At 65.5% G+C, this 22,975-nt stretch carries 22 protein-coding genes and 1 pseudogene; 18 read left to right on the plus strand and 5 right to left on the minus strand.

The genetic code is table 11. The features are described 5' to 3' along the window. Positions 1-147 precede the first annotated feature (147 nt). Both ACSQ27_RS10420 and ACSQ27_RS10425 read right to left on the minus strand, forming a co-directional pair. Positions 148-2,250 carry a D-(-)-3-hydroxybutyrate oligomer hydrolase gene (locus ACSQ27_RS10420; RefSeq protein ID WP_436155435.1) on the minus strand — a complete coding sequence of 701 codons (2,103 nt, stop codon included), beginning with the start codon at positions 2,248-2,250 and terminating at the stop codon, positions 148-150. Positions 2,251-2,366: 116 nt separating this feature from the next. Next, a complete protein-coding gene (locus ACSQ27_RS10425; RefSeq protein ID WP_436155436.1) occupies positions 2,367-3,299 on the minus strand; it encodes a LysR family transcriptional regulator in 933 nt (310 codons plus the stop codon). A gap of 217 nt (positions 3,300-3,516) precedes the next feature. Here ACSQ27_RS10425 and ACSQ27_RS10430 point away from each other — a divergent pair, with 217 nt between their 5' ends. The 5 genes from ACSQ27_RS10430 (at position 3,517) to ACSQ27_RS10450 (ending at position 10,152) form a co-directional block, all read left to right on the plus strand. Continuing rightward, a complete protein-coding gene (locus ACSQ27_RS10430) occupies positions 3,517-5,703 on the plus strand; it encodes a thiamine pyrophosphate-dependent enzyme (RefSeq protein WP_436155437.1) in 2,187 nt (728 codons plus the stop codon). Then, on the plus strand, positions 5,700-7,253 hold the full coding sequence (locus ACSQ27_RS10435; RefSeq protein ID WP_436155438.1) for an indolepyruvate oxidoreductase subunit beta family protein: 1,554 nt from the start codon (positions 5,700-5,702) through the stop codon (positions 7,251-7,253). The genes ACSQ27_RS10430 and ACSQ27_RS10435 overlap by 4 nt, the downstream gene beginning before the upstream one ends. A gap of 68 nt (positions 7,254-7,321) precedes the next feature. Continuing rightward, the gene (dctP, locus tag ACSQ27_RS10440) at positions 7,322-8,299 is read left to right on the plus strand and encodes a TRAP transporter substrate-binding protein DctP (protein WP_436155439.1); all 978 of its coding nucleotides are present in this window, start codon (positions 7,322-7,324) and stop codon (positions 8,297-8,299) included. A 3-nt stretch (positions 8,300-8,302) separates the two neighbouring features. Next, positions 8,303-8,833 carry a TRAP transporter small permease gene (locus ACSQ27_RS10445; RefSeq protein ID WP_436155440.1) on the plus strand — a complete coding sequence of 177 codons (531 nt, stop codon included), beginning with the start codon at positions 8,303-8,305 and terminating at the stop codon, positions 8,831-8,833. Then, entirely contained in the window at positions 8,830-10,152 is a 1,323-nt protein-coding gene (locus ACSQ27_RS10450; RefSeq protein ID WP_436155441.1) for a TRAP transporter large permease, read from the plus strand. The genes ACSQ27_RS10445 and ACSQ27_RS10450 overlap by 4 nt, the downstream gene beginning before the upstream one ends. 110 nt (positions 10,153-10,262) lie before the next feature. Here ACSQ27_RS10450 and ACSQ27_RS10455 read toward each other — a convergent pair whose 3' ends face one another. Continuing rightward, positions 10,263-10,907, minus strand: coding sequence for a helix-turn-helix transcriptional regulator (locus tag ACSQ27_RS10455; RefSeq protein WP_436155442.1), 645 nt, complete (start codon positions 10,905-10,907; stop codon positions 10,263-10,265). 188 nt (positions 10,908-11,095) lie between these two features. On the opposite strand from ACSQ27_RS10455, the gene ACSQ27_RS10460 reads away from it, so the two are divergent. The 6 genes from ACSQ27_RS10460 to ACSQ27_RS10485 all read left to right on the plus strand — a co-directional run bounded on the left by ACSQ27_RS10460 (position 11,096) and on the right by ACSQ27_RS10485 (position 16,226). Beyond that, positions 11,096-12,223 (plus strand): threonine synthase, encoded by a 1,128-nt coding sequence (locus ACSQ27_RS10460; protein WP_436155443.1) that lies wholly within the window; start codon positions 11,096-11,098, stop codon positions 12,221-12,223. A gap of 275 nt (positions 12,224-12,498) precedes the next feature. Next, complete coding sequence (locus ACSQ27_RS10465; RefSeq protein ID WP_436155444.1) at positions 12,499-13,329, plus strand: DUF4189 domain-containing protein; 831 nt, start codon at positions 12,499-12,501, stop codon at positions 13,327-13,329. A gap of 518 nt (positions 13,330-13,847) precedes the next feature. Further along, positions 13,848-14,285 (plus strand): Hsp20/alpha crystallin family protein, encoded by a 438-nt coding sequence (locus ACSQ27_RS10470; protein ID WP_436155445.1) that lies wholly within the window; start codon positions 13,848-13,850, stop codon positions 14,283-14,285. Positions 14,286-14,319: 34 nt separating this feature from the next. Continuing rightward, complete coding sequence (locus ACSQ27_RS10475; protein WP_436155446.1) at positions 14,320-14,799, plus strand: Hsp20/alpha crystallin family protein; 480 nt, start codon at positions 14,320-14,322, stop codon at positions 14,797-14,799. A gap of 452 nt (positions 14,800-15,251) precedes the next feature. After that, positions 15,252-15,497, plus strand: coding sequence for a GlsB/YeaQ/YmgE family stress response membrane protein (locus tag ACSQ27_RS10480; protein WP_436155447.1), 246 nt, complete (start codon positions 15,252-15,254; stop codon positions 15,495-15,497). Positions 15,498-15,731: 234 nt separating this feature from the next. Then, positions 15,732-16,226, plus strand: a complete 495-nt coding sequence (locus tag ACSQ27_RS10485) for a YegJ family protein (RefSeq protein ID WP_436155448.1) — start codon at positions 15,732-15,734, stop codon at positions 16,224-16,226. A gap of 29 nt (positions 16,227-16,255) precedes the next feature. Here the strand turns inward: ACSQ27_RS10485 and ACSQ27_RS10490 are convergent, their stop codons facing one another. After that, positions 16,256-16,672 (minus strand): YybH family protein, encoded by a 417-nt coding sequence (locus tag ACSQ27_RS10490; protein WP_436155449.1) that lies wholly within the window; start codon positions 16,670-16,672, stop codon positions 16,256-16,258. Positions 16,673-16,677: 5 nt separating this feature from the next. Beyond that, a pseudogene (locus ACSQ27_RS10495) lies at positions 16,678-16,935 on the minus strand (IS21 family transposase); the annotation flags it as partial. Between the two features lie 159 nt (positions 16,936-17,094). On the opposite strand from ACSQ27_RS10495, the gene ACSQ27_RS10500 reads away from it, so the two are divergent. The 7 genes from ACSQ27_RS10500 (at position 17,095) to ACSQ27_RS10530 (ending at position 22,965) form a co-directional block, all read left to right on the plus strand. After that, positions 17,095-17,496, plus strand: coding sequence for a hypothetical protein (locus ACSQ27_RS10500; protein ID WP_436155450.1), 402 nt, complete (start codon positions 17,095-17,097; stop codon positions 17,494-17,496). An 80-nt stretch (positions 17,497-17,576) separates the two neighbouring features. After that, on the plus strand, positions 17,577-18,350 hold the full coding sequence (locus tag ACSQ27_RS10505; protein ID WP_436155451.1) for a tRNA-uridine aminocarboxypropyltransferase: 774 nt from the start codon (positions 17,577-17,579) through the stop codon (positions 18,348-18,350). Further along, the gene (locus ACSQ27_RS10510; RefSeq protein WP_436155452.1) at positions 18,350-18,709 is read left to right on the plus strand and encodes a hypothetical protein; all 360 of its coding nucleotides are present in this window, start codon (positions 18,350-18,352) and stop codon (positions 18,707-18,709) included. The genes ACSQ27_RS10505 and ACSQ27_RS10510 overlap by 1 nt, the downstream gene beginning before the upstream one ends. A 111-nt stretch (positions 18,710-18,820) precedes the next feature. After that, positions 18,821-19,714 (plus strand): hypothetical protein, encoded by an 894-nt coding sequence (locus ACSQ27_RS10515; protein ID WP_436155453.1) that lies wholly within the window; start codon positions 18,821-18,823, stop codon positions 19,712-19,714. 438 nt (positions 19,715-20,152) lie between these two features. After that, a complete protein-coding gene (locus ACSQ27_RS10520) occupies positions 20,153-20,950 on the plus strand; it encodes a MipA/OmpV family protein (protein ID WP_436155454.1) in 798 nt (265 codons plus the stop codon). A 31-nt stretch (positions 20,951-20,981) separates the two neighbouring features. Next, positions 20,982-21,689, plus strand: a complete 708-nt coding sequence (locus tag ACSQ27_RS10525; protein WP_436155455.1) for a response regulator transcription factor — start codon at positions 20,982-20,984, stop codon at positions 21,687-21,689. 7 nt (positions 21,690-21,696) lie between these two features. Further along, complete coding sequence (locus ACSQ27_RS10530; protein WP_436155456.1) at positions 21,697-22,965, plus strand: sensor histidine kinase; 1,269 nt, start codon at positions 21,697-21,699, stop codon at positions 22,963-22,965. Positions 22,966-22,975 lie beyond the last annotated feature (10 nt).

The following is a 22,975-nucleotide window of genomic DNA, read 5'->3' on the forward strand; positions in this document are numbered from 1 at the left end:
TAGGGACCCAGACTGCGGGTCGCCTTTTCTTTGGTGACTTTCTTTTGGCGAAGCAAAAGAAAGTTACTGGCCGCCGGGCCACTCCCGGCCAGCCGCCCTCAGCAGAGAGAACAGAGGGAGCGCACCCGCCGGCGCAAGACCCGGCCCTCAATCCGCAACCGTCACCACATTGTTGGCAAAGGTGATCCGATCGCCCACGTCGGGCACCACCTTGATAGCCGGCACATTCCCCGGTGTGATCGGGTTGACCACCGCGCCAACCTGCCCCCGCGGCACAGTCCGCACCACCTGGCTGCCGGGCAGCGGCGCCCCAGTCTTGAGGTGGGCATACATCATGTCCATGGCCTGGATGAAATACCGGTGCAGCGGCACCAGCCGCGCACCATAGCCCGGGAAGCCGAGGAAGGCGTCGAAGTGCTGGGCGTTGGTGACCTCGATGTAAGAGAGTTTGCTGCTACGGCCCTCGACCATCTTGTTCAGGCCGAAGTAGGGACGCGAGCTGAAGGCCACGGGCACCAGCGTGTCGGAACGGCCGTGCACGATCAGCGCCGGCTTGCCCTGCAGGTTGGCGTTGCGCAGCACCTGCTGTATGCCCTCGCGAACGCGCAGGGCGTCGGGGCTGCTGGTGGTGACCAGTGAGCGCAGGCACAGCGCGCCGGCGCTGTTGTAGTCCTGCACGTTGCCGGCCGACACCGAGGCCGCGTCGAGCAACGGGCCGCCCACGCTCAGGTTGTTGACGATGTTGACACCTGACGTGGGCGGCACGCCGTTGCCGGTGCCGAAAGAAGTTGCCAGCGCGGCGGCCGGTGCGGGCACCGGTACGTTGGGCACAGGCGCGGTGGCCGGGGCCGTGGCGGCAAAGCTGTAGCCACAGAGGTTGTCCTGCACGCCGGCGCGGCCGTAGGCGTTGGCATAGGTCAGCGCCACCGGCAGCGTGGCAAACGAATAGTGCGAAGCCTGCAGGTCGTTGCTTTCGGGCTGCCAACCCGCGGCCTGCAAGACCGACATCGCGCTCGCCGCCTGCTCGGCGGCCGTGTTGCCGTTGATGAGGCCCTGGGCCTTGAGCGCGGCGCAGCGGTTCGCGGCGATGGCCGGGTTGATGGTGTTGAAGACGTTGGTGGCTGGCGACAGCAGCGCGGCGCAGGGCTGCAGCAGGTTGGCCAGCGTGGTGTAGTCGTACAGCGGCTTGCCGGTGCCGGCCAGCACCGTGCTGCCGCGCCGCACGCTGAGCCGCGCATCGGGCACCAGCTGCACCTGCGGCTCGCCGACCGCCACACCGCTGATCAGACCGCGCGTGTCGAGCTCGGCCGCCGCCAGCGCCGCGCCGGCGCCGTTGGAGACGCTGGAGGCGATCACGATGGTGTTGGACGGGTTCAGCGTCATGAGGCGCGCGCTGCCGTCGCGTGACGGCGCGCCATAACGTTCGTTGAGCACAAAGTAGGCGAACTCCACCGCCTGCAGCGTGAAGCGGCCCCAGTCTTTTTCGGAGTTCTGCTGCGAATGCGCGTGCTTGACGGCAAAACGGTTCGGCGTGGCCGCGTTGAAGGCCGTGCGCTGGGCCGGGCTCAAGGCCGCCGTGAAGTTGGAGGCCGTGCCGGCCGCCGTGGCGTCGGCGCGCAGGCCGTTCTGCAGGTGCACCGTGTTGTTCTGCAGGTCGTGCATGCCGCTGCCCGTGCCCTTGTCGGTATAGGCCACGGCACAGCCGTTCTTCAAACCCCATTCGCCCGAGGAGCCGATGGCGCCGTAAATGCCGCGCGAGCCGCTGGAGGTACCGGTCACGATGCAGGCATTCGCCGGGTTGAAGCTGGCCGGCACCTGCACCATCATGGTCACATTGTGGCGGCCGCTGCCGTCGTCCGAGTAGGCGATGAATTCGGTGCCGGCGATCTTGCCCTCGCCGGCCGTGATGACACCGCGCGCATCCACATTCGGGCCGTAGAGCGTGCCGTAGCCGCCGGCCGGCGAGATATCGAGGATGGCGCGGTAGTTGTTGTAGATCGCGATGCGCCGCAGCTCGGCGGCGCTGGGGTTGAGCGGGTCCACCGGCTGCGGCGCGGTGCCGCCCAGGCCGGTCTTGCCCAGGCCCGCCGTCAGCAGGTCGTCGTTGCCGCCGTCATAAACCCCGACGCTGATGGGGCCCAGGTAGGCGGGCTTGATGTTTTTCGGCTCGCCCGCGCCGCTGCCGCAACCGGCCAGCAGCGCGGCCGCCGTGAGCAGGCCCAGGCTTGTAGTGATGGGGGTGTTTTTCATGGCGTCCTCCGTGGGTGTTGTTGCGCTGGCTGGAGCGCCCATCATCATCGGGCCAGCCACGCCCGTCTGCGCGGTTTTGGCGGTTTGATTTGTAAGGGTTTTGCCTCACCCGGCGGTCAGGCCGCCTCCGCCCTTACTGGCCGTTTGAACAGCTTGTGCACCAGGGCGCGCATCCACTGGTGGGCCGGGTCCTTGTCGGTGCTGCTGTGCCACACCAGGCGCACCTCATAGGCCGGCACGCCCGGGATGCCCCAGACGCGGAAGTCGTAGCGCTCGCGCAGGTTGCGCACGTACATCTCAGGCACGATGGACAGCAGGTCCGTCGTCAGCGCCAGGTCGGGCAGGGCGCCGAAGTGCCGGGCGCGCAGCACGATGCGGTCTTCGAGCTTCATGCGCACCAGCATCTGCTCGACGCTGCCATGGAAAGTCGCCGTGGGCGAAGCCACCACAAAGGACGCCTGCGCCAGCTGCTGCGGGGTCAGCGTGCGGCCGCTTTTACCCGAGGCCGGCCGCCACTGCGGCGAAGCCATGGCCACATAGTTTTCGCGGAACAGCAGCTCGGTGCGTATGCCGCGGTGTTTGGGCTGCAGGATGCCGATGGCCAGGTCGATCTCGCGCGCCTCCAGCGCCGCCGCCACGTCGCCGGCCGCCACCGAGATGTTGGACAGCCGGGCGCCCGGCGCCTGGCTGCGCAGCGCGCCGGCCAGCCCGGGTAAAAACAGCATCTCGCCCAGGTCGGACAGCGACAGCCGCCAGTGCATGTCGCTGTGCGCGGGCTTGAAGTCCTCATGGCCGGTGACCACCGTCTCCAGCGCCAGCAGCTGCGCCAGCACGGCCGGCGCCAGCTGCTCGCACAGCCGGGTCGGCGTGAGGCCCGTGGGCGCGCGCACAAACAGCTCGTCCCCAAAGTAGTCGCGCAGCCGCGACAGCGCGTTGCTGGTGGCCGGCTGCGACAGCGACAGCGCCTTGCCGGCCAGCGTGACCGAGCCGGTGCGGTGGATGGCCGCGAGCACGCGCAAAAGATTGAGGTCCAGCTGGCGGAAGTTCATGGTTTTGTCTCCGTTCCCGGGGCCTTCACCAGGCCTCAGGGTTGTTACCAATTATTCACCAGATGGATGTGCCTCATCCAAAAAATCCATTTGCCGTATGCCTTGCGGCTGCGTAAATTGCCTGCAGAACAAGGCGCCGCACCCTCCGAACCCGCGGCCCGCACCAGAGACCACACGATGACATCCAGACTGCAATGCCGCCGCCGGGGCCCGCGCCATGGCTGAGCGTTCCTTCACGCAAGAGGTTGAAAAGCTGCGCCTGGGCGAGGGCGACGAGTTTCGCGGCGAAGGCATCCTGGCCGTGACCAAGGCCTTGCTGCAGGCCGGCGTGTCCTACGTCGCCGGCTACCAGGGCGCGCCGATCTCGCACCTGATGGACGTGCTGACCGACGCCAACGACATCCTGCGCGAACTCGGCGTGCACTTCGAGCACAGCGCCTCCGAGGCCACGGCCGCCGCCACGCTGGCCGCCTCCGTCCACTACCCGCTGCGCGGCGCCGTCACCTTCAAGTCCACGGTCGGCACCAACGTCGCGTCGGACGCGCTGGCCAACCTGGCCTCGGGCGGCGTCATGGGCGGCGCCATGCTGATCGTCGGCGAGGACTACGGCGAGGGCTCCAGCATCATGCAGGAGCGTTCGCACGCCTTCGCGATGAAGTCCCAGGTCTGGCTGATAGACCCGCGCCCCAACCTGGAAAGCATCGTCCGCGCGGTCGAGCTGGGGTTTGAGCTCTCGGAAGCCAGCCGCACACCGGTGATGCTGGAGCTGCGCATACGCGCCTGCCACGTGCACGGCCGCTTCAAGACCAAGGCCAACCTGCGGCCGTCCTTCACGCTCAAGGACGCGATCGAAAACCCGCGGCGCGACACCAGCCGCGTGGTGCTGCCGCCGGCCAGCTATGCGCAGGAGCAGGAGAAGATCACCGACCGCTGGCCCGCCGCCGTGAAGTTCATCCAGGCGCGCGGCTTCAATGAATTTTTCGCCGAGGACGCCCAGGACTTCGGCATCGTCATGCAGGGCGGGCTTTACAACAGCGTGCTGCGCTCGCTCGAAATGCTGGGCCTGGCCGACGCCTTCGGCCAGTCGCGGGTGCCGCTCTACGTGCTCAACATCACCTACCCGCTGATAGACGACGAGTTCAAGCGCTTTTGCCTGGGCAAGCGCGGCATCCTGCTGGTCGAGGAAGGCCAGCCCGACTTCATCGAGCAAAGCCTCAACTCGCTGCTGCGCAAGGCCGACGTGCAGACCAAGGTCCACGGCAAGGACGTTCTGCCCATGGCCGGCGAATACACCGGCGGCGTGGTGCTCAAGGGCGTGGCGCGTTTTATTGAGATTTATGCGCCCCAGCTGCTGGAGGGCCGCGAATTGCCCGCCTCCGCGCAAAAGGCCTCCACCGGCCTGGCCCTGATGGAGGGCAACCCCAAGGCCTTCGCGATCAAGGCCGCGTCCGACGAAGTGCAGGGCCGCCCGCCCTCCTTCTGTACCGGCTGCCCCGAGCGCCCCATCTTCACCGCGATGAAGCTGCTGGAGCGCGAACTCGGCCAGCACCACATCAGCTGCGACATCGGCTGCCACCTGTTCTCGGTGCTGCCGCCCTTCAACATAGGCGCGACCACCATGGGCTACGGCCTGGGCTGGGCCGGCGCCTCGGCCTTCAACACGCCCGAGACGCAAAAACGCACCATCGCCATGATGGGCGACGGCGGCTTCTGGCACAACGGCCTGACCAGCGGCGTCGGCAATGCCGTCTTCAACCAGACCGACAACCTGCTGCTGGTCGTCGACAACGGTTACTCGGCCGCCACCGGCGGGCAGGACGTGCTGTCATCGAAAGCCGCCAACGCCATCCGCAGCACCAACAACCCGATTGAAAAAGCCGTGCGCGGCGTCGGCGTGAAATGGGCAAAAACGGTGACCAACACTTACAGCCTCACGCAGATGCGCGACGTGCTGCGCGAGGCCCTGACGACCAAAGAGAAGGGCCCGAAAGTCATCGTCGCGCAAAGCGAATGCCAGCTCAACCGCCAGCGCCGCATCAAGCCGCAGATCAAAAAACGCATCGCCGGCGGCGAGCGTGTGGTGCGCGAGCGCTTCGGCATAGACCCCGACACCTGCACCGGCGACCATTCCTGCATACGCCTGTCGGGTTGCCCCTCGCTGACCATCAAGCCCAACCCCGACCCGCTGCGCCGCGACCCGATTGCCACCGTGATCGACAGCTGCGTGGGCTGCGGCCTGTGCGGCGAGGTCGCGCATGCGGCCGTGCTCTGCCCGTCGTTTTACCGCGCCGAGATCATCAACAACCCGAGCGCCTGGGACCGCTTCAAGCTGGGCCTGCGTACCCGGGTAATCGGCTGGCTGCAGAACCGCATTGAACGCCGGCTGGAAGGGATTGCCGCATGAGCGCCGTCCTCGAAAAGACCACGCCTGCCGCAGCACAGGCCGCCTCCACCAAGCACGGCATCACGATTGCCATCCTCGCCATGGGCGGCGAGGGCGGCGGTGTGCTGGCCGACTGGCTGGTGGACCTGGCCGAGCAGAACGGCTACTACGCGCAGACCACCTCGGTGCCCGGCGTCGCGCAGCGCACCGGCGCCACGGTGTATTACCTCGAGATGTTTCCCGAGGCCGCCACGCCCGCCGGCCGCATGCCCGTGATGGCGCTCAGCCCGGTGCCCGGCGACGTCGACGTGGTGATCGCCTCCGAGCTCATGGAAGCCGGCCGCGCGCTGCAGCGCGGCCTGGTCACGGCCGACCGCACCACCTTTGTCGCCTCGACGCACCGCGTGTATTCCATGACCGAACGCACGGCCATGGGCGACGGCCGTGTCAGTGCCGAGAAACTGCTGGCCGGCGGCCGGGCGGCGGCGAAACAGTTCATCAGCGCCGACTTCGCCCAGCTGGCCGAGGCCGCCGGCAGCCTGATCAGCCCCGCGCTCTATGGCGCGCTGGCCGCCACCAGCCGCCTGCCTTTCAGCCGCGCGCAGTTCGAGGCCACCATCTCACGCGGCGGCGTGGGCGTGAGCTCCAGCCTCAAGGCCTTCGCGGTGGGCTTTGACGCCGCCCAGACGGCTTTGTTTTCACCGCCGCCCGTGGCCGTCGCCGCGCCCGCCATGCCGGTGCCGGCCGTGGGCCCCAAACTGGCCGCGCTCAGCGCGCGCATCCATTCAGGTTTCGCGCCCACTAACCACGCCACCCTGACGGCCGGCATCCTGCGCCTGGCCGACTACCAGGATGTGGACTACGCGGCCCGCTACCTGGACCTGCTCGAGCCGCTGGCGAATGCCTTGCCCGCCGATGCCGCGGTCGCCGCCGAGTTGATGGACGAAACCGCGCGCCACCTCGCGCTGTGGATGTCGTATGAAGACACGGTGCGCGTGGCCGACCTCAAGACCCGGCGCTCGCGCTTCAGCCGTGTGGGCGGCGAGGTCAAGCTCAGCGGCGCGCAGCACCTCGGCATCAACGAATTCCTGCACCCGCGCATCGAGGAGATTGCCGACACCCTGCCCGCGGGCCTGGGCCGCTGGCTGCTGGCCACGCGCTGGGCGCGCGCCTGCGTGGAGCCTTTCACGCGCAAGGGCCGCGTGGTGCAGACCAGCTCGATACGCGGCTACCTGCTGCTTTACGTGATTGCCTCCCTGCGGCCGCTGCGGCCGAAGTCGCTGCGCTTTGAAATTGAGCACCAGCGCATCGCCGACTGGCTGGCGACCATCGTTCGGCTGGCGGCCATGCAACCCGCGCTGGCGCTCGAGATCGCGCGCGCCCAGCGCCTGGTCAAGGGGTATGGCGACACGCATGCGCGCGGCTGGGGCAACTTCCAGAAAATCATGGCCAAGCTGCCGCAGCTGCGCGCCATGCCGCAAGGCCCCGCCCAGCTCAAGGCCCTGGTGCAAGCCGCGCTGGCCGACGACAGCGGCCAGGCACTGGACACCTTGCTCGCGGCCACCGTGTAAGCCGCATTGACGCACCACCGCCACGCACCGATCATCGCTTGCTAAAACCACAAACAGGAGACAACACCATGAAACGCCCCACGATGAAAACCCTCAAGCCCACGCTGGCCCTGCTGCTGGCCGCCGGTTTTTCCGCCGGCGCGCTGGCGCAGGAGGTCACGCTGCGCCTGGTCAGCGCCTTTGCCGAAAACGGCATCTACGTGCAGCGCCTGCAGCCCTGGATCGCCAAGGTCAACGCCGAAGGCAAGGGCGTGCTGCAGATCAACTTCCTGGGCGGGCCCAAGGCCATTCCGACCTTCGAGGCCGGCAATGCGGTGAAAACCGGCGTGGTCGACATGGCGCTGAACACCGGCGCCTTCTACACCAACGTCATGCCCGAGGCCGACTTCCTCAAGCTCACGCAGATCCCGGTCGCCGAGCAGCGCAAGAACGGCGCCTTCGACGCGATCAACAAGGTCTGGAACGAGAAGGGCAATATGCAGTACCTGGCCCGCATGGTCGAGAACCAGCCCTTCCACATCTACACCAACAAAAAGGTCGACAAGCCCGACCTGACCGGCCAGAAGATCCGCATCACGCCGGTCTACCGCGACTTCTTCCAGGCGCTCAACGCCAACGTCATCACCACGCCGCCCGGCGAGGTCTACACCGCGCTCGAGCGCGGTGTGGTCGACGGCTACGGCTGGCCCATCGGCGGCATCTTCGACCTGAACTGGCACGAAAAAACCAAGTACCGCATAGACCCCGGCTTTTACGACGCCGAGGTCTCGCTGATCATGAACCTGCCGGCCTATAAAAAGCTCACAGACGCGCAGCGCAACTACCTGCAGAAGCAGCTGCTCGCGCTGGAAGCCGAGAACACCTTCTGGGCCAAATACACGACGGACGAAACCGCGCGCCAGGAAAAAGCCGGCATACAAACCATCAAGTTCGACGCGGCCACCTCCAAGGCCTTCCGCGACAAGGCCTATGACGTGGGCTGGGCCGGCGCCATCAAACAAAGCCCCGAGATCGCGCCGCGCTTCAAAGCCCTCTTCTCCAAGTAAGCCGTGATAGACCGTTTCTCTAACGCCTACGGCCGCTTCCTCGCGGGCCTGGCCCTGCTGGGCTGCGCCATCCTGCTGGCCATGATGTTCATCATCGTGGCCGATGTGGCCCTGCGCAACCTGGCCATTCCCGGCCTGCCGCAAGGCCTGGCGTGGAGCAATGAAATCTCCGAACTCATGCTCTACCTGATCACCATGTGCGTCGCGCCCTGGCTGCTGCGCCAGGGCCAGCACATCCGCGTCGACATCGTGCTGCAGGCCCTGCCGCCGCAGCTCGCCTGGTATTTCGAATGGCTGGGCGACCTGATAGGCCTGGCCTGCTGCGTGGTGATTGCCTGGTACGGCACGCAGGCGGCCTGGTCCAGCTACCTGTCGGGCGCCGTCAACATCAAGACCCTCGTCACGCCCGAATGGTGGGCGCTGGCGCCGCTGCCGCTGGTGTTCGTGTTGCTGGCCATCGAGATGGTGTTCCGCATGGCCCGGCTGCAGCGCGGCGAGCGCGGCCCGCGCCATGACGCGGTGAGCGCGGCATGAGCTCGTGGGGCATCGCCGCCTGGCTGATGCTGGGCGGTTCCACCGTGCTGCTGTTCATCGGCATGCCGGTGGCATTGACCTTTATCGCGATCAACATCGTCGGCGCCTGGCTGTACATGGGCGGCGAGGCCGGCCTCGCGCAGCTCGCGCGCAGCAGCGTGAGCTCGGTCACCGCGTTTTCGCTCACGCCCATCCCGCTGTTTGTGCTGATGGGCGAGATCCTGTTTCACACCGGCCTGGCGCTCAAGGTGATCGAGGGCGTGGAGCGCCTGATCAAGCGCGTGCCCGGCCGCCTGGCCGTGGTCGCCGTCGTGGCCGGCACGGTGTTCTCGGCCATCTCCGGCTCGACGATTGCCACCACCGCCATGCTGGGCTCGCTGATGCTGCCCGTGATGCTGTCGCGCGGCTACCACCCCACGATTGCCGCCGGCCCCATCATGGCCATAGGCGCGGTCGACATGCTGATCCCGCCCTCGGCGCTCACCGTGCTGCTGGGCTCGCTCTCGGGCATCTCGATTTCCAAGCTGCTGATAGGCGGCGTGCTGCCCGGCGTGATCCTCTCGATCGCCTTTGTGCTGTGGATTGTCTTGCGCGTCAGCATCAGCCCCGAACTGGCCCCGCCCGACAAGGACGGCGAAGTGCAGCACCGCGGCTGGGCGCGCTGGAAACCCTTCTTCGGCTACGTGCTGCCCACGCTGTCCATCTTCGGCGTGGTGGTGGGCGCGCTGGCCGCCGGCTGGGCCACGCCCACCGAATGCGCGGCCCTGGGCGCCTTCGCCACCATGCTGCTGGCGCTCTGCTACCGCGCGCTGACGGTGGACGCGGTGCTCAAGGCCCTGAAAGGCACGGCCGGCATCTCCGGCATGATTCTGTTCATCATCCTGGGCGCCACCACCTTCGCGCAAATCCTCTCGTTTTCGGGCGCCAGCAGCGGCCTGGTGCAGTACATCACCGGCCAGGGCCTGTCGACCAACATGATCGTGGTCGGCATGATGCTGATGCTGATCTTTTTAGGCATCTTCGTCGACCAGGTCAGCATGATGATGATCACCCTGCCCATCTTCATGCCCGTGGTGCAGGCCCTGGGCATAGACCCGGTCTGGTTCGGCGTGATGTTTTTGATCTGCATGCAGCTGGGCCTCTTGCTGCCGCCGCACGGCCTGCTGCTGATGACCATGCGCGGCGTGGCGCCGCCTTCGGTCAGCATGGCCCACATCTTCATGGCCGTCATCCCTTATGTGGTGATGAGCCTGGTCCTGCTGGCCGCCGTGTTCTGGATTCCGGCGATTGCCACGTGGTTGCCGCGGCTGATTGGCTAAGGCTGCTGGCCCTCACCCTAACCCTCTCCCAGGGGGAGAGGGGACTGAGAGGTTTTACTCCCTCTCCCCCTGGGAGAGGGCAGGGGTGAGGGCCGGCGGCCTCAACATCCCTACTTCGCGTCGCTGTACACCGTAGCTCTAGACACTCCCATATGCGCCGCCGCAATCTCCGCCCCACGCCGTATCTCCAGGTAGCCGGCCTTCTTCAAGTCCTGCACCAGCTGCTTGCGGTCCGAAGGCCGCAGCGAGCGTGAGGTGGTGGCGCGTGCGGCCGCGAACTCGTCTATGCACTGGTGGATGCGGTCGGCGTTCGCCGCGTCCAGCGTCTCGGTCACGGCGCTGCTTTCAATCGCGGTGAACTGCGACATCGCGGCCTGGAAGCCGTTGAACAGCGTCAGGTCCACATTGAGGCAGATGGCCGCCACATACTCGCCGGCTTCATTGCGTATGCCCACCGAGGTGCTCTTGACCTTGCGGCCGTCGGCGAACTGGTTGGCGTAGTTGGCGATCACCGCCGGATAGTCGGGGTCCTGGATGCGCGCCAGGCCCAGCTCGGTTGCGGGCTGGCCCACGCGCCGGCCGCTCAGGTTGTTCTCGATCGCGAGGATGGCGTTTTTCGGGTGCGTGAGGTCGTGCACCACCACCTCGCAAAACGGCGCAAACGTTTTGCCCAGGCCTTCGGCGATGTTCTTGAGCTCGGCGAGCAGGTGTTTGTTACTGGGCGGGGCGGGTGGCTTGGCGGATGGCTTGGGCATGGCGGTGATTTCGGAATTCAGACAAATTGTCTGGTTAGCCATCGTATCGCAGTGTGTGGATCTGGAGGCCGTGGGCCCCCACCCTAACCCTCCCCCAGCGGGGGAGGGAATTGGACCGGAGTAGTGATTTGACGATTTATCTAGTACTGGATATATTATCCAAGTTCTGGACTTTCAACCAAGCCCCCATGCAGCCGCACTACATAGATCCCCGCACCGGCAAACTTTACCCGCTCACCGACCGCCGCTGGCGCTCCGACGACGGCAACCCGCTGATGCTCAGCGCGCTGCCCGGCATCGGCCGCGATGACATAGACACGCGCGAGCGCTCGATCTGGCGCTACCGTGCTGCGCTGCCGCTGGCAATCGACAGCAGCGCCAGCATGGGCGAAGGCTGCACGCCCCTGGTCGAAAAATCCTGGGGCGGGCTGCGGCCACACTTCAAGCTCGAGTGGTTCAACCCCACCAGCAGCTTCAAGGACCGCGGCGCGAGTGTCATGGTGTCCTTCCTGAAGCAGCTGGGCGTGGGCCACATCCTGGAAGACAGCTCGGGCAACGGCGGCGCGGCGATTGCCGCTGCCGGCGCCTCGGCCAGCATCAAGGTCAAGATCCTCGCGCCCAGCTACACGCCCCTGCCCAAGGTCGCGCAGATACGCGCTTTCGGCGCCGAGGTGCAGCTCGTCGAAGGCCCGCGCGAGGAATCCGAATACGAAGCCATCCGCCAGTCCGAGAGCATCTTTTACGCCAGCCACAACTGGCACCCCTTCTTCCTGCAGGGCACCAAATCCATCGCCTATGAATTGTGGGAAGACCTGGGTTTCAAGGCGCCCGACAACATCATCATCCCCTGCGGCGCCGGCAGCAATGTGCTGGGCTGCCACATCGGCTTCAGCGAGCTGCTGGCCTCGGGCCAGATCAAAAAGCTGCCCAAACTCTTCGCGGCCCAGCCGCTCAACTGCTCGCCGATAGACGCGAGTTTTGCGGCCGGCAGCGAGGGGCCCGTGGAGCGCATCGTCAAACCGACGATTGCCGAAGGCACGGCCATCAAGCGGCCGATACGCCTGGCCGAGCTGCTGAAAGCGCTGCGCGAATCCGGCGGCGGCACCGTGGCACTGACCGAAGACCAGATCGCCGCCGCGGTACGCCGCCTGGCCGCCACCGGCCTGTACGCCGAACCCACCAGCTCCTCGGCCGCCGCCGCGCTCGACGTCCTGCACGCGTCCGGCGCCATCCAGGCGAAGGAAACCACGGTGGTGCTGCTGACCGGGACCGGGCTGAAGTCGACGCAGTTCATGACCGAGCTGTTTGGCGGCTAGGCACACCCCTCTTTTCCCTCTCCCTGATTGAACTCCCTCCCCCGCTGGGGGAGGGTGGGGTGGGGGCCAGCGGCCGTCAAATCACCCCCCGTGAAACACCAAACGCTGCCAGCCCCCATCCCCACCTTCCCCCAGCGGGGGAAGGAGTAAATCCCCCCTAGGCACTCGTCCGAAGTCCGCTCATAATTTCAATGTCTACTAAAGGACTACAAACGCACGCGCAGGCCCAGCCCGCGCGGCAACGACAACACCATTTCCTTGGAGGGAAAACAACCATGATGATTTCCGGACTGAAGGCGCTTGCCGCCAGGCTTGCCGTGTGCATGTTGCTGGGTTTTGCGGGCAGCCAGGCCATGGCCGCGGGCTCGCTGGCCATCGACTCGCTGCAGGGCGAAAAATACGGCTTCTCTTTCAACCACCCCAGCACCGACCAGGCCGACGCGCGCGCCATGCGCGAATGCGGCAGCGACTGCGCCGTCGTACTGCGCTTTGGCGGTGGCGAATGCGGCGCCTACGCGGCCGACCAGGCCAAGGGCTCCAACGCCTACGGCTGGGGCACGGCAGCCAACAGCTCCAACAGCCAGGCGCGCGCCATGTCCGAATGCCGCACCCGGGGCGGCTCCAGCTGCAAGGTACGCGCCTGGGGCTGCGACGCCACCAAGACGTCTGCAGCAGCACCGCAAGGCACGCAGCAGTTCGACCAGGCCCGCCCGCAAGCCACCCCAAACAACAGCAATAACAACAAGGCGGCGGCCGGCTTCCCCATGATGGGTGAATGGCTGGTGGATTACGTCTCACCCACCGGCTACACCGCCAACGGCAGCCTGCGCGTGAGCCAGAACCTGGGCGGCGGCAGCTACCGCGGCGTGCTGGTGCTGGGCTTTACCAACACCGAGGGCGAATCCAAGCGCGTGCAGCAGGACGCCATCATCACCGTGCAGGGCGACAGCGTGACCGTCAACGCCAGCAACCCGGTCTACCTGCTGGGCACCGGCAAATACAACGCCGACAACTACTTCCTGACCGTCAGCAGCGCCAACCTGCTGCGCGGAAAAAACAGCGACACCAAGGGCGTGGGCGGCGCTGTGGTCATTAGCCGGAAGTAGAGCCCCCACGCTCCCCCACTGCGTGTGGGTCGCTGCCCCCCGAGGGGGCGCTGCGCCTGCGGCCCGGCAAAGCCGGTTCCGCGGCCCCGGCTGGTGAAGATGGGACCCCCACGCTCCCCACTGCGAGCCTGCGGCACGCTGCCCCTTTCCTTACGCATGGGGCCGCTGCGCCTGCGGCCCGGCAAAGCCAGTTCCGCGGCCCCGGCTGGATTAAGAAGTCTTGCTCCCTCCCCCGCTGGGGGAGGGCGGGGGTGGGGGCCAGCGGCCGTCAAACACCCACCGCAACACTTCACGCGCCGCCGGCCCCCATCCCAACCTTCCCCCAGCGGGGGGAAGGAGAAAAACCAGGCCGCGCCTGCAACAAGCCGCTTCAAATGCAGGCAAACGCAAAAGCCGCAAACACCCCCCCCTTGAAATTTTCCGGCGAACTCCTAATTCCTCCATCCGGGCGCTGAGCCGCCGGTCCGGCGCCCCTTCATTGAATGACCATTGATCAACCTGAATGGAGGTAAATCGCCATGTTTCGATCGCTGTTTCCCTACGACATGTTCGGGGAGATGGACCGCCTGCAACGTGAGATCCAGCAGGCCCTCGAGTTGTCTCCCAACATCCGCGGTTTCGGCCGCGGCGGCTTTCCCGCCCTCAACATAGGCGGCACGCCGCAGACGGTGGAGGTCTATGCCTTCGCCCCCGGCGTCGACCCCAAGACACTTGAGATCGACCTGGAGCGCGGCATGCTCACCATCGCCGGCCAGCGCACCTCGCAGCTGCCGGATGAGGGCGCGCAATCCACGCTGCACATCAACGAGCGCTTCGCCGGCAGCTTCCGCCGCGTGATCAGCCTGCCCGAGGATGCCGACCCCGACGCCGTCGAGGCCAGCTTCAAGGACGGCCTGGTCCACATCAGCATCCAGCGCCGCGCGGCCGCCCAGCCACGCCGTATCACCATCCACTGACGACAGGACTTGAAGACAGACAAGGAGGTCAACCATGTTCGGTAAATCCACCCAAACCAACGACACCGGCCGCAATGTCGGCAACTTCAACAACAGCAACAACGCCACGCAAAACGGCGCATCGCCATCCGCCGAGGTCACGCGGCAACAGCAGCAGCAAGGGCGATCTGCCCGCTACGCCAATGCCACACTCACACCGCCCGTCGACGTGCTCGAAGACAGCACCGGCATCACCCTGTATGCCGACCTTCCCGGCGTGCCCAAAGAGAACCTCAAGCTCCAGGTCGAGGCCGACACCCTGACCATCGAAGCCGAGTCCGCCCTGGCCGCGCCCGAAGGCCTGCAGTCCAGCCACACCGAGGTGGGCCTGGGACGTTTTCACCGCGTCTTCAGCCTCAGCAAGGAGCTGGACACCGAGAACGTGACGGCCGAGCTCACCCACGGCGTGCTCAAGCTGCGCATCCCCAAAGCCGCGCACGCGCAACCGCGCCGCATCAACGTCAAGGTGGCCTGAGCGCCTTCAACTCCCTCCCCCTCTGGGTATTTACTCCCTCCCCCGCTGGGGGAGGGCAGGGGTGGGGGCTAGCGGCCGTTGAACATCCAGCGCAACTTCAAGCGCCAACAGCCCCCATCCCAACCTTCCCCCAGCGGGGGAAGGAGCAAGCCGCAACCGCAGCGCTTCTCCTGAATCACTCCCTCCCCCGCTGGGGAGGGCTGGGGTGGGGGCCAGCGGCCTTTGAACAGCCCAGCGGAATTTCCAGCGCCGACAGCCCCCATCCTCACCTTCCCCCAGCGGGGGAAGGTGCCTGACGCCTCTTCCACAGAGAAAGGGAAAGCCGCGTCCGCCTTCTCCTACATCCCTGCGGATTCCCCGCCGATAGGCCGCACCCACCGCCCCCGGCACGCTGGCAAAGGCAGGCAAACCCGCCTGCCACCACCTACCAGCAACTCCCCACGAACCACACCATGACCATCCTCTGGACCATCCTCATCGGCTTCATCATCGGCTTCGTCGCCAAGTTTTTGATGCCTGGCCGCGATCCCGGTGGCTTCATCATCACCGTGCTGATCGGCATTGCCGGCTCCTTCATCGCCAGCTATGTGGGCGCGGCCATGGGCTGGTACCGCAACGGCGAAACAGCCGGTTTTATCGCCGCCGTGCTCGGCTCCATCGTGCTGCTCTTGCTGTACCGCCTGCTGACCAAACGCTAAGCCCGAACGGGCATGCCGCACACCGCCAGCGGCATTCCGTTCACATCAGTGGCCGCGGCCTGCTGAGGGGGTGAGACCATCTTGCTGAGCCTTGTCAAAAAGCCGCGGTAAGACCGGCGCGCGGGCCGCGGCGCAGGACAAGGCAGGAGCGGTTTTTTTGGGCTCCGCGCCCGGCGTGGCGATATAGTGCAAAGCCACGCTCCGCCCCTCACGCCCCATTCCCGGAAGCTTCACATGCGCCCATTCCTTCCACGCCTCACGCTGGCCCTGTCTTTTGTTGTCGTTGTTGCAGGCACCGCCTTCGCGCAAAAACGCGACGACAACGAAATCATCATGGTCAGCGCCCAGGACAAGGAGATGATGGCCGCCATACAAAAGGCCCGAAGCACCCTGGACACTTTTCTGGCGCTGGCCCGGAACCCGCCGCCCGAGGTCTCGGGCCTGAGACTTAAGGTCATGGTCAAGGATTCCAACGGCACCGAGCACTTCTGGGTCGCCCCCTTCAAACCCACAGCCACCGGCTTTGAAGGCACTTTGGGGAACGAGCCCCGGATCGTGAAGTCCGTCCAGTACGGGCAACTCTTGACCTTCACGCGGGCGGACATCACAGATTGGGGCTACGTCAAAAACGGCCGCCAGGTCGGCAGCTTCACGGTATGCGCCATGTTCAAGCACGCGCCCAAAGAGCAGGCCGAGTACTACCGGAAGAACCACGGCTTCGACTGCTGAACAAGGCCCTGGCCGATTTCCTGATCGGGCTATCGCTTGGCTTCAACCAAGGGGTCAGCGTGCCGGTGCACCAGCTTCCACGAATCCCCTTCGCGCCTGAACACCTCCGTCACCCGCAGCTTGTTCGCCACCGGTTCGGCCTGGCCCTTCATGCGCGCCTGCGCCTGTTGGATACCCGTCCAGTAGGCGACGGTATCGCCCGCCGCCATGTCGATGATCTCAAGCTCGGTCGTGCTGCCCGGCTCGAACCGGCCGGCATCTTTTTCATAGCGCGACCACACGGCCTGCGTGCCCTTCACCACACCGCCGCCCGGGCTCATAAAACTGGCCGGTGACTGCTGCGCCACGATGCGCCCCAGCGGCTCCGCATCGCCGCTCACATAAGCGGCCGCGACCTGCTGGCGCTCTTTCATAAAGGTTTTGAAATCCTGCTGCTGTTGGCTCATGGTGTGTGGATCTGCCTCAAAGTGCGCCGCTGTTTCCGCGATTTTGTTGCCTCGATTACCAGCCAGGTGGCCAGCTTCTCGGCGTAGGGATCGAGCTTGCTTGAGCTGACCCGTCTTGGGTACTTGGGCTCGCTCTCTTCCGATCGCAGGTGCTTCTTCACTGTGTTGCGAGCCAGGCCTGTACGCCTTGAGATCTCGCGGATGGACATCTGATCCCTCAATGCCCAACGTCTGATGACATTCAATGTCGCCACGTCTATCACTCCTGAATTCCCCTGCTTTTAAAACAAGCAGGGTAGTGCCTACGTGGGTCAGATTTGGATGGAAATTACTGCGCTAACTGGATCAGATTTCGACGGAATTCAACAACGAGCGTTTTAGATTTTCTGCGCGATCATCGCTACGCCGGAAAGATAGCGGCCGTGATGGTGGTTTCCGGCGGAATGATCGTCGGTACCCCGCTCGTGATAGCACTGGGTTTGATCGCACTGGTATTTCTGTGTGCCGTGCTGGCGCTGATTCCTCAAGTGGGATTGGCCATGGGGAAAACTTATATCGATGACTGGGTCATCCGGCCCCAGGTCTGCATTGCGCTTAGAACTCGTGATGCCCGAATGGATAAGGCCGTTAGAACACCCAACCCCGGCGCACCGGTAGTCTATGGAGCAAACTGCATCGCCATCATTCGAGCAAAGGAAGAGGTGGATCGCGGACGGGTGGTTTTCGCGACATCCAGCGCGGTCATGCTTTATGACCCACGCACAGGTGATGTTCGGCGTGTTGCCATTGACGGCGCTACCGTCAAAGTCATTGGCGAGCTGTAGCTCTTGCTAACGCGCAGGTTAGCATCGGTATAAATGCGCGGCACTCACGCCTGCGCCAAGCCCGCTAAAGCTGCCTCCCCATGCCCCACGCCGTCTCCCGCCTGCGCACAGCCCGCCTGGCGCGCGCCTCCAAGCCCTTTCTCGCTCGCGGCGGCCCGCGCAATGAACGTTGTGCCGCTTGCCGGCTGATTCCCAGCCATTGCATGTGTGCGCTGCGGCCGGCCGTGCCGGGTGTGCGAGCCGGTGTGTGCCTGGTGATGGCGGATATCGAAGCCCTCAAGCCCAGCAACACGGGCTGGCTGATTGCCGATGTGGTGGCGGAGACCTTTGCGTTTGAGTGGGCGCGCACCGTGGTGGACCCTGGCCTGTTGGCTTTGCTGGCGGACCCGCAGTGGCAGCCTTACCTGGTTTTCCCCGGCGAGTTTGTGGCGGCGGAGCGGGTGGTGACGGAGGTGTTGCCCTCCTCAGTCTCAAGCGACGGTAAGCCGTCCAAACGCCCGCTGTTTGTGCTGCTGGACGCGACCTGGCCCGAGGCGCGAAAGATGTTTCGCAAAAGTCCTTACCTCGACAAGCTGCCGGTGCTGAGTTTGCAGAGCGAGCAGCTCTCACGCTACAAGTTAAGGCGCTCGCAGCGGGATGAGCATTTCTGCACCTCGGAAGTGGCGGCCTTGTGCCTGGCGCTGGCCGGGGAGGTGCAGGTGGCCGAGACGCTGGAGGCTTACCTTGACGTGTTCACCAACCACTATTTAAAGGCCAAGCAGCAGCAGCCGCTCGATTTAGAAGACGCGGTGCACCAACGGTTGCGCGGGTTGCGAACAGAGGCAGACCCGTTGCCTTCCGCTGGTGCGTCCTGATGTGCAGCCATTTGGCCCTGCTGCATGCCTTGTCCATCATCGGCCTGGTGGGCGCCTTTATTGGAGGAGGGCTCCACGAGGGAAGGCTGGCATCCCATCTCCAGCAAAAGCATCCCGAGGTGTGGGCGGACCTTCGCCATCGCAAGATCATGTTTGTGGAGGGTGACATGCAGACCGCTGCCATGCAGCGGTACCTGTGGCGTGGTGAGCATAAAAACCTCCAGGACGCGAAGCTCAATTCCATGGTTTTCACAGGCTGGCTGTGGGCTGCGCTTTTTCTCGGCAGCGCTGTGACCTTGATTTTTGTTCAAGACCGGGTCTCCACAGCCACCTACCGCGCTTGCCTTGGCCTTCTCTAGGCAAGCGCGTGGATGCTCTCAGGCGTTGACCGGGCCCAGAAAAGACTCAGGGTCGTGCAAGCCGGCGCTGGCATACATTTACCTGATTGATTCACCACCATCGGACTGCCCATGCGCCCAAGCTTCCACGCGCTTTCTGCCGCCTTCACCCTCAGCCTGCTGCCGTTCACTGCCGCGCAGGCGCTGACCGCGGCCGAGAAACCTTATGTGGGCGGCTACACCCAGGGCTCGGTGGATTCGCGTGCGCAGCTGATGCTGCTGGACGACAACACCTTTTGCTTCAGCTTTATGGGCGGCTCGCTCGACATGCTGGCCGGCGGGCGCTGGAAGGCCGAGGGCAACGGTGTGCGCCTGGAGGAAGTGCGGCAAATCGGCTCCGTCTTCCCCGCCTTTGGCCGCGCGGCGGCTGAGCAGAAGGCGAGCGTGGCGTTTGACTTTCATGGCAGCTCGCTTTCTGGCGCAACGTCACCGGTGTTTGCCACCTCGGGCGACGAGGCGCTGCCCACCACGATGCGTCCGCTGTTCAACGCCGACCACAACGGCTGGTCTTCAAGCTACAAGCTGCCGCCCATGCCGGCGGCGCAGGTACGCTACTTCTATATGGGCGACGTGGAAGGCGATGACATGCGCCAGCCCAAGCGGCTGCGCGTGGTGCAGTACCGGCGTGGCGATGTGAACATGCTGCGCGTGGGCTACAACCGGGCGTTTGGCAGCCCGCCGCTGAACCTGTCTGCCGCACTGAAAGACGACGAGGTGCTGCATGTGGACGGCCGCCGCTTTGGCGTGCGCAAGGAACTGCCGGAAAAAGCGCTGGAAAGGATTCGCACCGCCTGTATACAGCCAGCGCTGGCCGAGGCCAAACGCCCCAGCGATGAAGAAGCCGCAGAGATAGCGGCCGGACGCGCGACGTCCGTGAAACCGCCGCCACTGGTGCCGGTGAAAACTTTTTACCTGCCACTGACGGCGATACAGGGCGCGCCGTACTTTCCAGACACGGAGAAGTAAACAAGCGATCGGCCAGGCTGCTTGCCTGGCTTTTTTTTGCGCGCGGCCCCATTCATCGCTTGCGCCCGCGCCCCGCGCCGGGCTTGCCGGCCCATGCGCCCAGGAAAAACATCGAAAGAAGCGGCAGTGGTGCCGTGATGGAAGGGTCGTGTCCGGGCGGGCGCGGGCTTTCGGCGCGGGCCAGGGAGGCGGGCTTCGCGGCCGGGGAAGAGGCTGCGCAAGGGCGGGCTTGAGGTTTGGTCATCCTGGTGTGTCCAATTTAGAAAAGGGAAAGCAAGGCGCTGATGGTGGGCGCCGGCTGTCGCCGGGATGTCGCGATGCGTGCTTCCACCCCCGCGCCCCGGCCGCGACATCTCCGCGACAGCGGCGCGGCACAGTGCGTCCAGCCCGGCGGTCCGCCGGCGGCCCTTTCCAAAAACCGTCCAAGAGGAGTTCCCTATGAAGCGCACATCTGTTGTTGTTCCCGCCGCCGGTGCGGTGTTGCTGTCGGCGTTCACAGGCGCTTATGCGCAGCCCAAGCCCGAGCCCGGGGCCTCACCCTGGGGCCTGGGCCTGGGCGTGGCGGCCAGGACCGACATTTACGCGGGGGAAAGCGCCAAGCTGCGCGCGGTGCCGCTGATCAGCTACCAGGGCGAGAAGTTCTTCTGGCGCGGGATCAGCGGGGGTTACCACGTGCTCAGCCGCGACGGTTTCACCTTCGATGCCACGCTGGGCGCGCGGCTGGCCGGCATCAAGAAAGAGGATTTCGGTGTGGCCGAGCTTGCGGCCCGGGGCATCAACCGCAACCTGCTGGAAGACCGCGACATCGGCCTGGACCTGGGGATTGCCGGGTCCTTCAAAGGCGGCATGGGCGTGGTGGAACTGGCGCTGAAGGCCGATGTGTCGGGCGCGAGCAAGGGTTACGAGGCCTCGGCCAAATACGGCTATCCGCTGCAGTGGGGATCGACCACGATCACGCCCAACATCGCGGTCAGCCATTACTCGAGCAAGCTGGCCAACTACTACTACGGCACGCTGGACGCGGAAGTCGCGCGCGGTGTGGTGAACTACAAGCCGGGCAGCGCGGTGATCCCGCGTGTCGGTGTTGAGCTGATGCGGCCCTTCGCCGACAAGTGGATTCTGGCGGGCGGCCTGTCTTACAGCGCGCTGCCTGGCAAGATCCGCAACAGCCCCTTGGTGGACAGGGACGCAAATGGGGTAACTTCGGTTTTTGTCGGGGTTTCCCGGAAATTCTGACCCCGCCGCGTGACAACGCGAAAGGACCGAGATGGACATGATTGAAGGCCCCTTGAGCATCCTGATCGTCGAGGACAACGCGCCCATGGCGGCGAACATCTACGACTACCTGGAAGCCTGCGGCCACAAGCCCGACGCGGCGCCCGACGGCAAATCAGGCCTGGGCATGGTGCAGGCGAATCACTACGACGCGATCGTGCTGGACTGGATGATGCCGCGCATGGACGGCCTGACCATGCTGACGCAGCTGCGGGACGAACTCAAGTCCAGGACGCCGGTGATCATGCTGACGGCCAAAGACCAGCTGGGCAGCAAGCTGCAGGGCTTTGAGGCGGGGGCCGACGACTACCTCGTCAAGCCGATTGCCCTGCCGGAACTCGAAATGCGGCTGCGCGTGCTGGTGACGCGCAGCCATGCGGCGCAGGCCCCGGGGCAGGTGCTGGAAGTCGGCGACCTGCGCTTCAACCTGCAGTCGCTGGTCGTGACCCGGGGAGACCGCGAGCTGTCGCTGTCACCGATCAGGCGGCAGATTCTGGAGGTCTTGATGCGCCGCTCGCCGCACATCGTGAGCCGCGAACACCTGGAGTCGCAGATCTGGGGCGAGCGGACGCTGGACAAGGACATCCTGCGGTCGCACATGCACCTGCTGCGCAAAGAGGTGGATGGCGAGGGTGCCCCGAAAATCCTGCACACCGTGCTCGGGCAGGGCTACAGCTTGCGGGTGCAGGATGGCGAATAAACCGCGCATGTTCGACCTGCACTGGCGCATCAGCGCGCTGTTTGTCGCGTTCGGGCTGCTGCTGGCCGTGGGCGTCAGCGTCTCGGTGGGCTTCGGCCAGGTGATGATCACGCACCCGGTGTGGGAGCAGATACTGCGCTCGACCACCCAGCACTACATCGCCGGCAGCACGGGCAACACGCCCGTGCCCTTGCCGACACAGGGCGCCTACAAGGGATGGCACCTCAAGAGCGGCGCGGCCTTGCCCGCCGACATGCCGCCCTACCTGGCCACGCTGCCCGCCGGCTTCTACAGCGAACAGGACCTGGACCGGTTTGACGAGCACGACTACGCGGCCCTGGTCACGCCGGTCGCGGACGGCCGCGTGGTCACCGTCATCGACATGACCGACATCGAGACCCTGCAGAACAAGGTCGGCATCGGCGGCCTGGTCTTTGTGCTGGTCAACCTGGCGCTGGTGGGCGCCACGCTGCTGTGGCTTCACGGCAGCCTGCGCAAGCCGGCCAGGGCGCTGGCGCAGCGCATGGAAGCGCTGGACCCGGAGCAGCCCTCGCAGCGGCTGTCGGTCGACTATCCACAGGCGGAGCTGCACGACATCGCGGTGCAGGCCAACCGCCACCTGGAGAGGGTGGAGCGCTTCATCGAGCGGGAACGCAGCCTGCTGGACCAGGCCAGCCATGAGTTCCGCACGCCGGTCGCCGTGATCAGCGGCGCGGTGGACGTGCTGGCGAAACAGGCACTGCCCGCGCAGGCAAACGGCCCGCTGGAGCGGATTCGCGGCACGGTCGACAACCTGACCGAAACCATGGCCGCTCTGCTCTACCTGTCGCGCGAGCCGGACGGCAACACGAGGGTGGAGACCACCCGGGTCGACCTGATTTTGCAGGAGCTGATGCAGGACCATGAGCACCTGCTGGCCTTCAAGCCCGCGCGCTTTGTGCTGGTCGAGTGTGTGAGCCTTTGCGTCGATGCGCCGGAAGCGATGGTCAGGATCGTCATTGCCAACCTCCTGAGGAACGCCGCCGAGAACACGCAGAAGGGGGACGTCACGGTCAGCCTCACGCCGCAAAGGCTGCGGGTAAGTGACTCCGGCGAAGGCTTCGACGCGGTGGAGGCCGCGCGCAGCTACAGCGCGGCCTTGCAGACGTCGATGAAACCCGGCGGCGGCCGGGGGCTGGGGCTGTTCCTGACGAAGCGGATCTGCGAGCGCTTCAAATGGTCGCTGGCGATTTCGTCGGCGGTGAGCAAAGGCTCGGTGGTGGAGATCCGCTTCTAAGCTTCGATCC

Origin of the sequence: Polaromonas sp. LjRoot131 (genome assembly GCF_964252805.1) — a bacterium.
Classification (GTDB): Bacteria; Pseudomonadota; Gammaproteobacteria; order Burkholderiales; family Burkholderiaceae_C; genus Polaromonas.

What these genes read in the sequence shown, in the direction of transcription:
- ACSQ27_RS10420 (WP_436155435.1), bottom strand. Translation starts at nt 2,250, where the DNA reads ATGAAAAACACCCCCATCACTACAAGCCTGGGCCTGCTCACGGCGGCC.
- ACSQ27_RS10475 (WP_436155446.1), top strand. Translation starts at nt 14,320, where the DNA reads ATGTTCGGTAAATCCACCCAAACCAACGACACCGGCCGCAATGTCGGC.
- ACSQ27_RS10490 (WP_436155449.1), bottom strand. Translation starts at nt 16,672, where the DNA reads ATGAGCCAACAGCAGCAGGATTTCAAAACCTTTATGAAAGAGCGCCAG.
- ACSQ27_RS10480 (WP_436155447.1), top strand. Translation starts at nt 15,252, where the DNA reads ATGACCATCCTCTGGACCATCCTCATCGGCTTCATCATCGGCTTCGTC.
- ACSQ27_RS10430 (WP_436155437.1), top strand. Translation starts at nt 3,517, where the DNA reads ATGGCTGAGCGTTCCTTCACGCAAGAGGTTGAAAAGCTGCGCCTGGGC.
- ACSQ27_RS10465 (WP_436155444.1), top strand. Translation starts at nt 12,499, where the DNA reads ATGATGATTTCCGGACTGAAGGCGCTTGCCGCCAGGCTTGCCGTGTGC.
- ACSQ27_RS10455 (WP_436155442.1), bottom strand. Translation starts at nt 10,907, where the DNA reads ATGCCCAAGCCATCCGCCAAGCCACCCGCCCCGCCCAGTAACAAACAC.
- ACSQ27_RS10435 (WP_436155438.1), top strand. Translation starts at nt 5,700, where the DNA reads ATGAGCGCCGTCCTCGAAAAGACCACGCCTGCCGCAGCACAGGCCGCC.
- ACSQ27_RS10515 (WP_436155453.1), top strand. Translation starts at nt 18,821, where the DNA reads ATGCGCCCAAGCTTCCACGCGCTTTCTGCCGCCTTCACCCTCAGCCTG.
- ACSQ27_RS10425 (WP_436155436.1), bottom strand. Translation starts at nt 3,299, where the DNA reads ATGAACTTCCGCCAGCTGGACCTCAATCTTTTGCGCGTGCTCGCGGCC.
- ACSQ27_RS10520 (WP_436155454.1), top strand. Translation starts at nt 20,153, where the DNA reads ATGAAGCGCACATCTGTTGTTGTTCCCGCCGCCGGTGCGGTGTTGCTG.
- ACSQ27_RS10505 (WP_436155451.1), top strand. Translation starts at nt 17,577, where the DNA reads ATGCCCCACGCCGTCTCCCGCCTGCGCACAGCCCGCCTGGCGCGCGCC.
- dctP (WP_436155439.1), top strand. Translation starts at nt 7,322, where the DNA reads ATGAAACGCCCCACGATGAAAACCCTCAAGCCCACGCTGGCCCTGCTG.
- ACSQ27_RS10460 (WP_436155443.1), top strand. Translation starts at nt 11,096, where the DNA reads ATGCAGCCGCACTACATAGATCCCCGCACCGGCAAACTTTACCCGCTC.
- ACSQ27_RS10485 (WP_436155448.1), top strand. Translation starts at nt 15,732, where the DNA reads ATGCGCCCATTCCTTCCACGCCTCACGCTGGCCCTGTCTTTTGTTGTC.
- ACSQ27_RS10470 (WP_436155445.1), top strand. Translation starts at nt 13,848, where the DNA reads ATGTTTCGATCGCTGTTTCCCTACGACATGTTCGGGGAGATGGACCGC.
- ACSQ27_RS10530 (WP_436155456.1), top strand. Translation starts at nt 21,697, where the DNA reads ATGTTCGACCTGCACTGGCGCATCAGCGCGCTGTTTGTCGCGTTCGGG.
- ACSQ27_RS10525 (WP_436155455.1), top strand. Translation starts at nt 20,982, where the DNA reads ATGGACATGATTGAAGGCCCCTTGAGCATCCTGATCGTCGAGGACAAC.
- ACSQ27_RS10510 (WP_436155452.1), top strand. Translation starts at nt 18,350, where the DNA reads ATGTGCAGCCATTTGGCCCTGCTGCATGCCTTGTCCATCATCGGCCTG.
- ACSQ27_RS10450 (WP_436155441.1), top strand. Translation starts at nt 8,830, where the DNA reads ATGAGCTCGTGGGGCATCGCCGCCTGGCTGATGCTGGGCGGTTCCACC.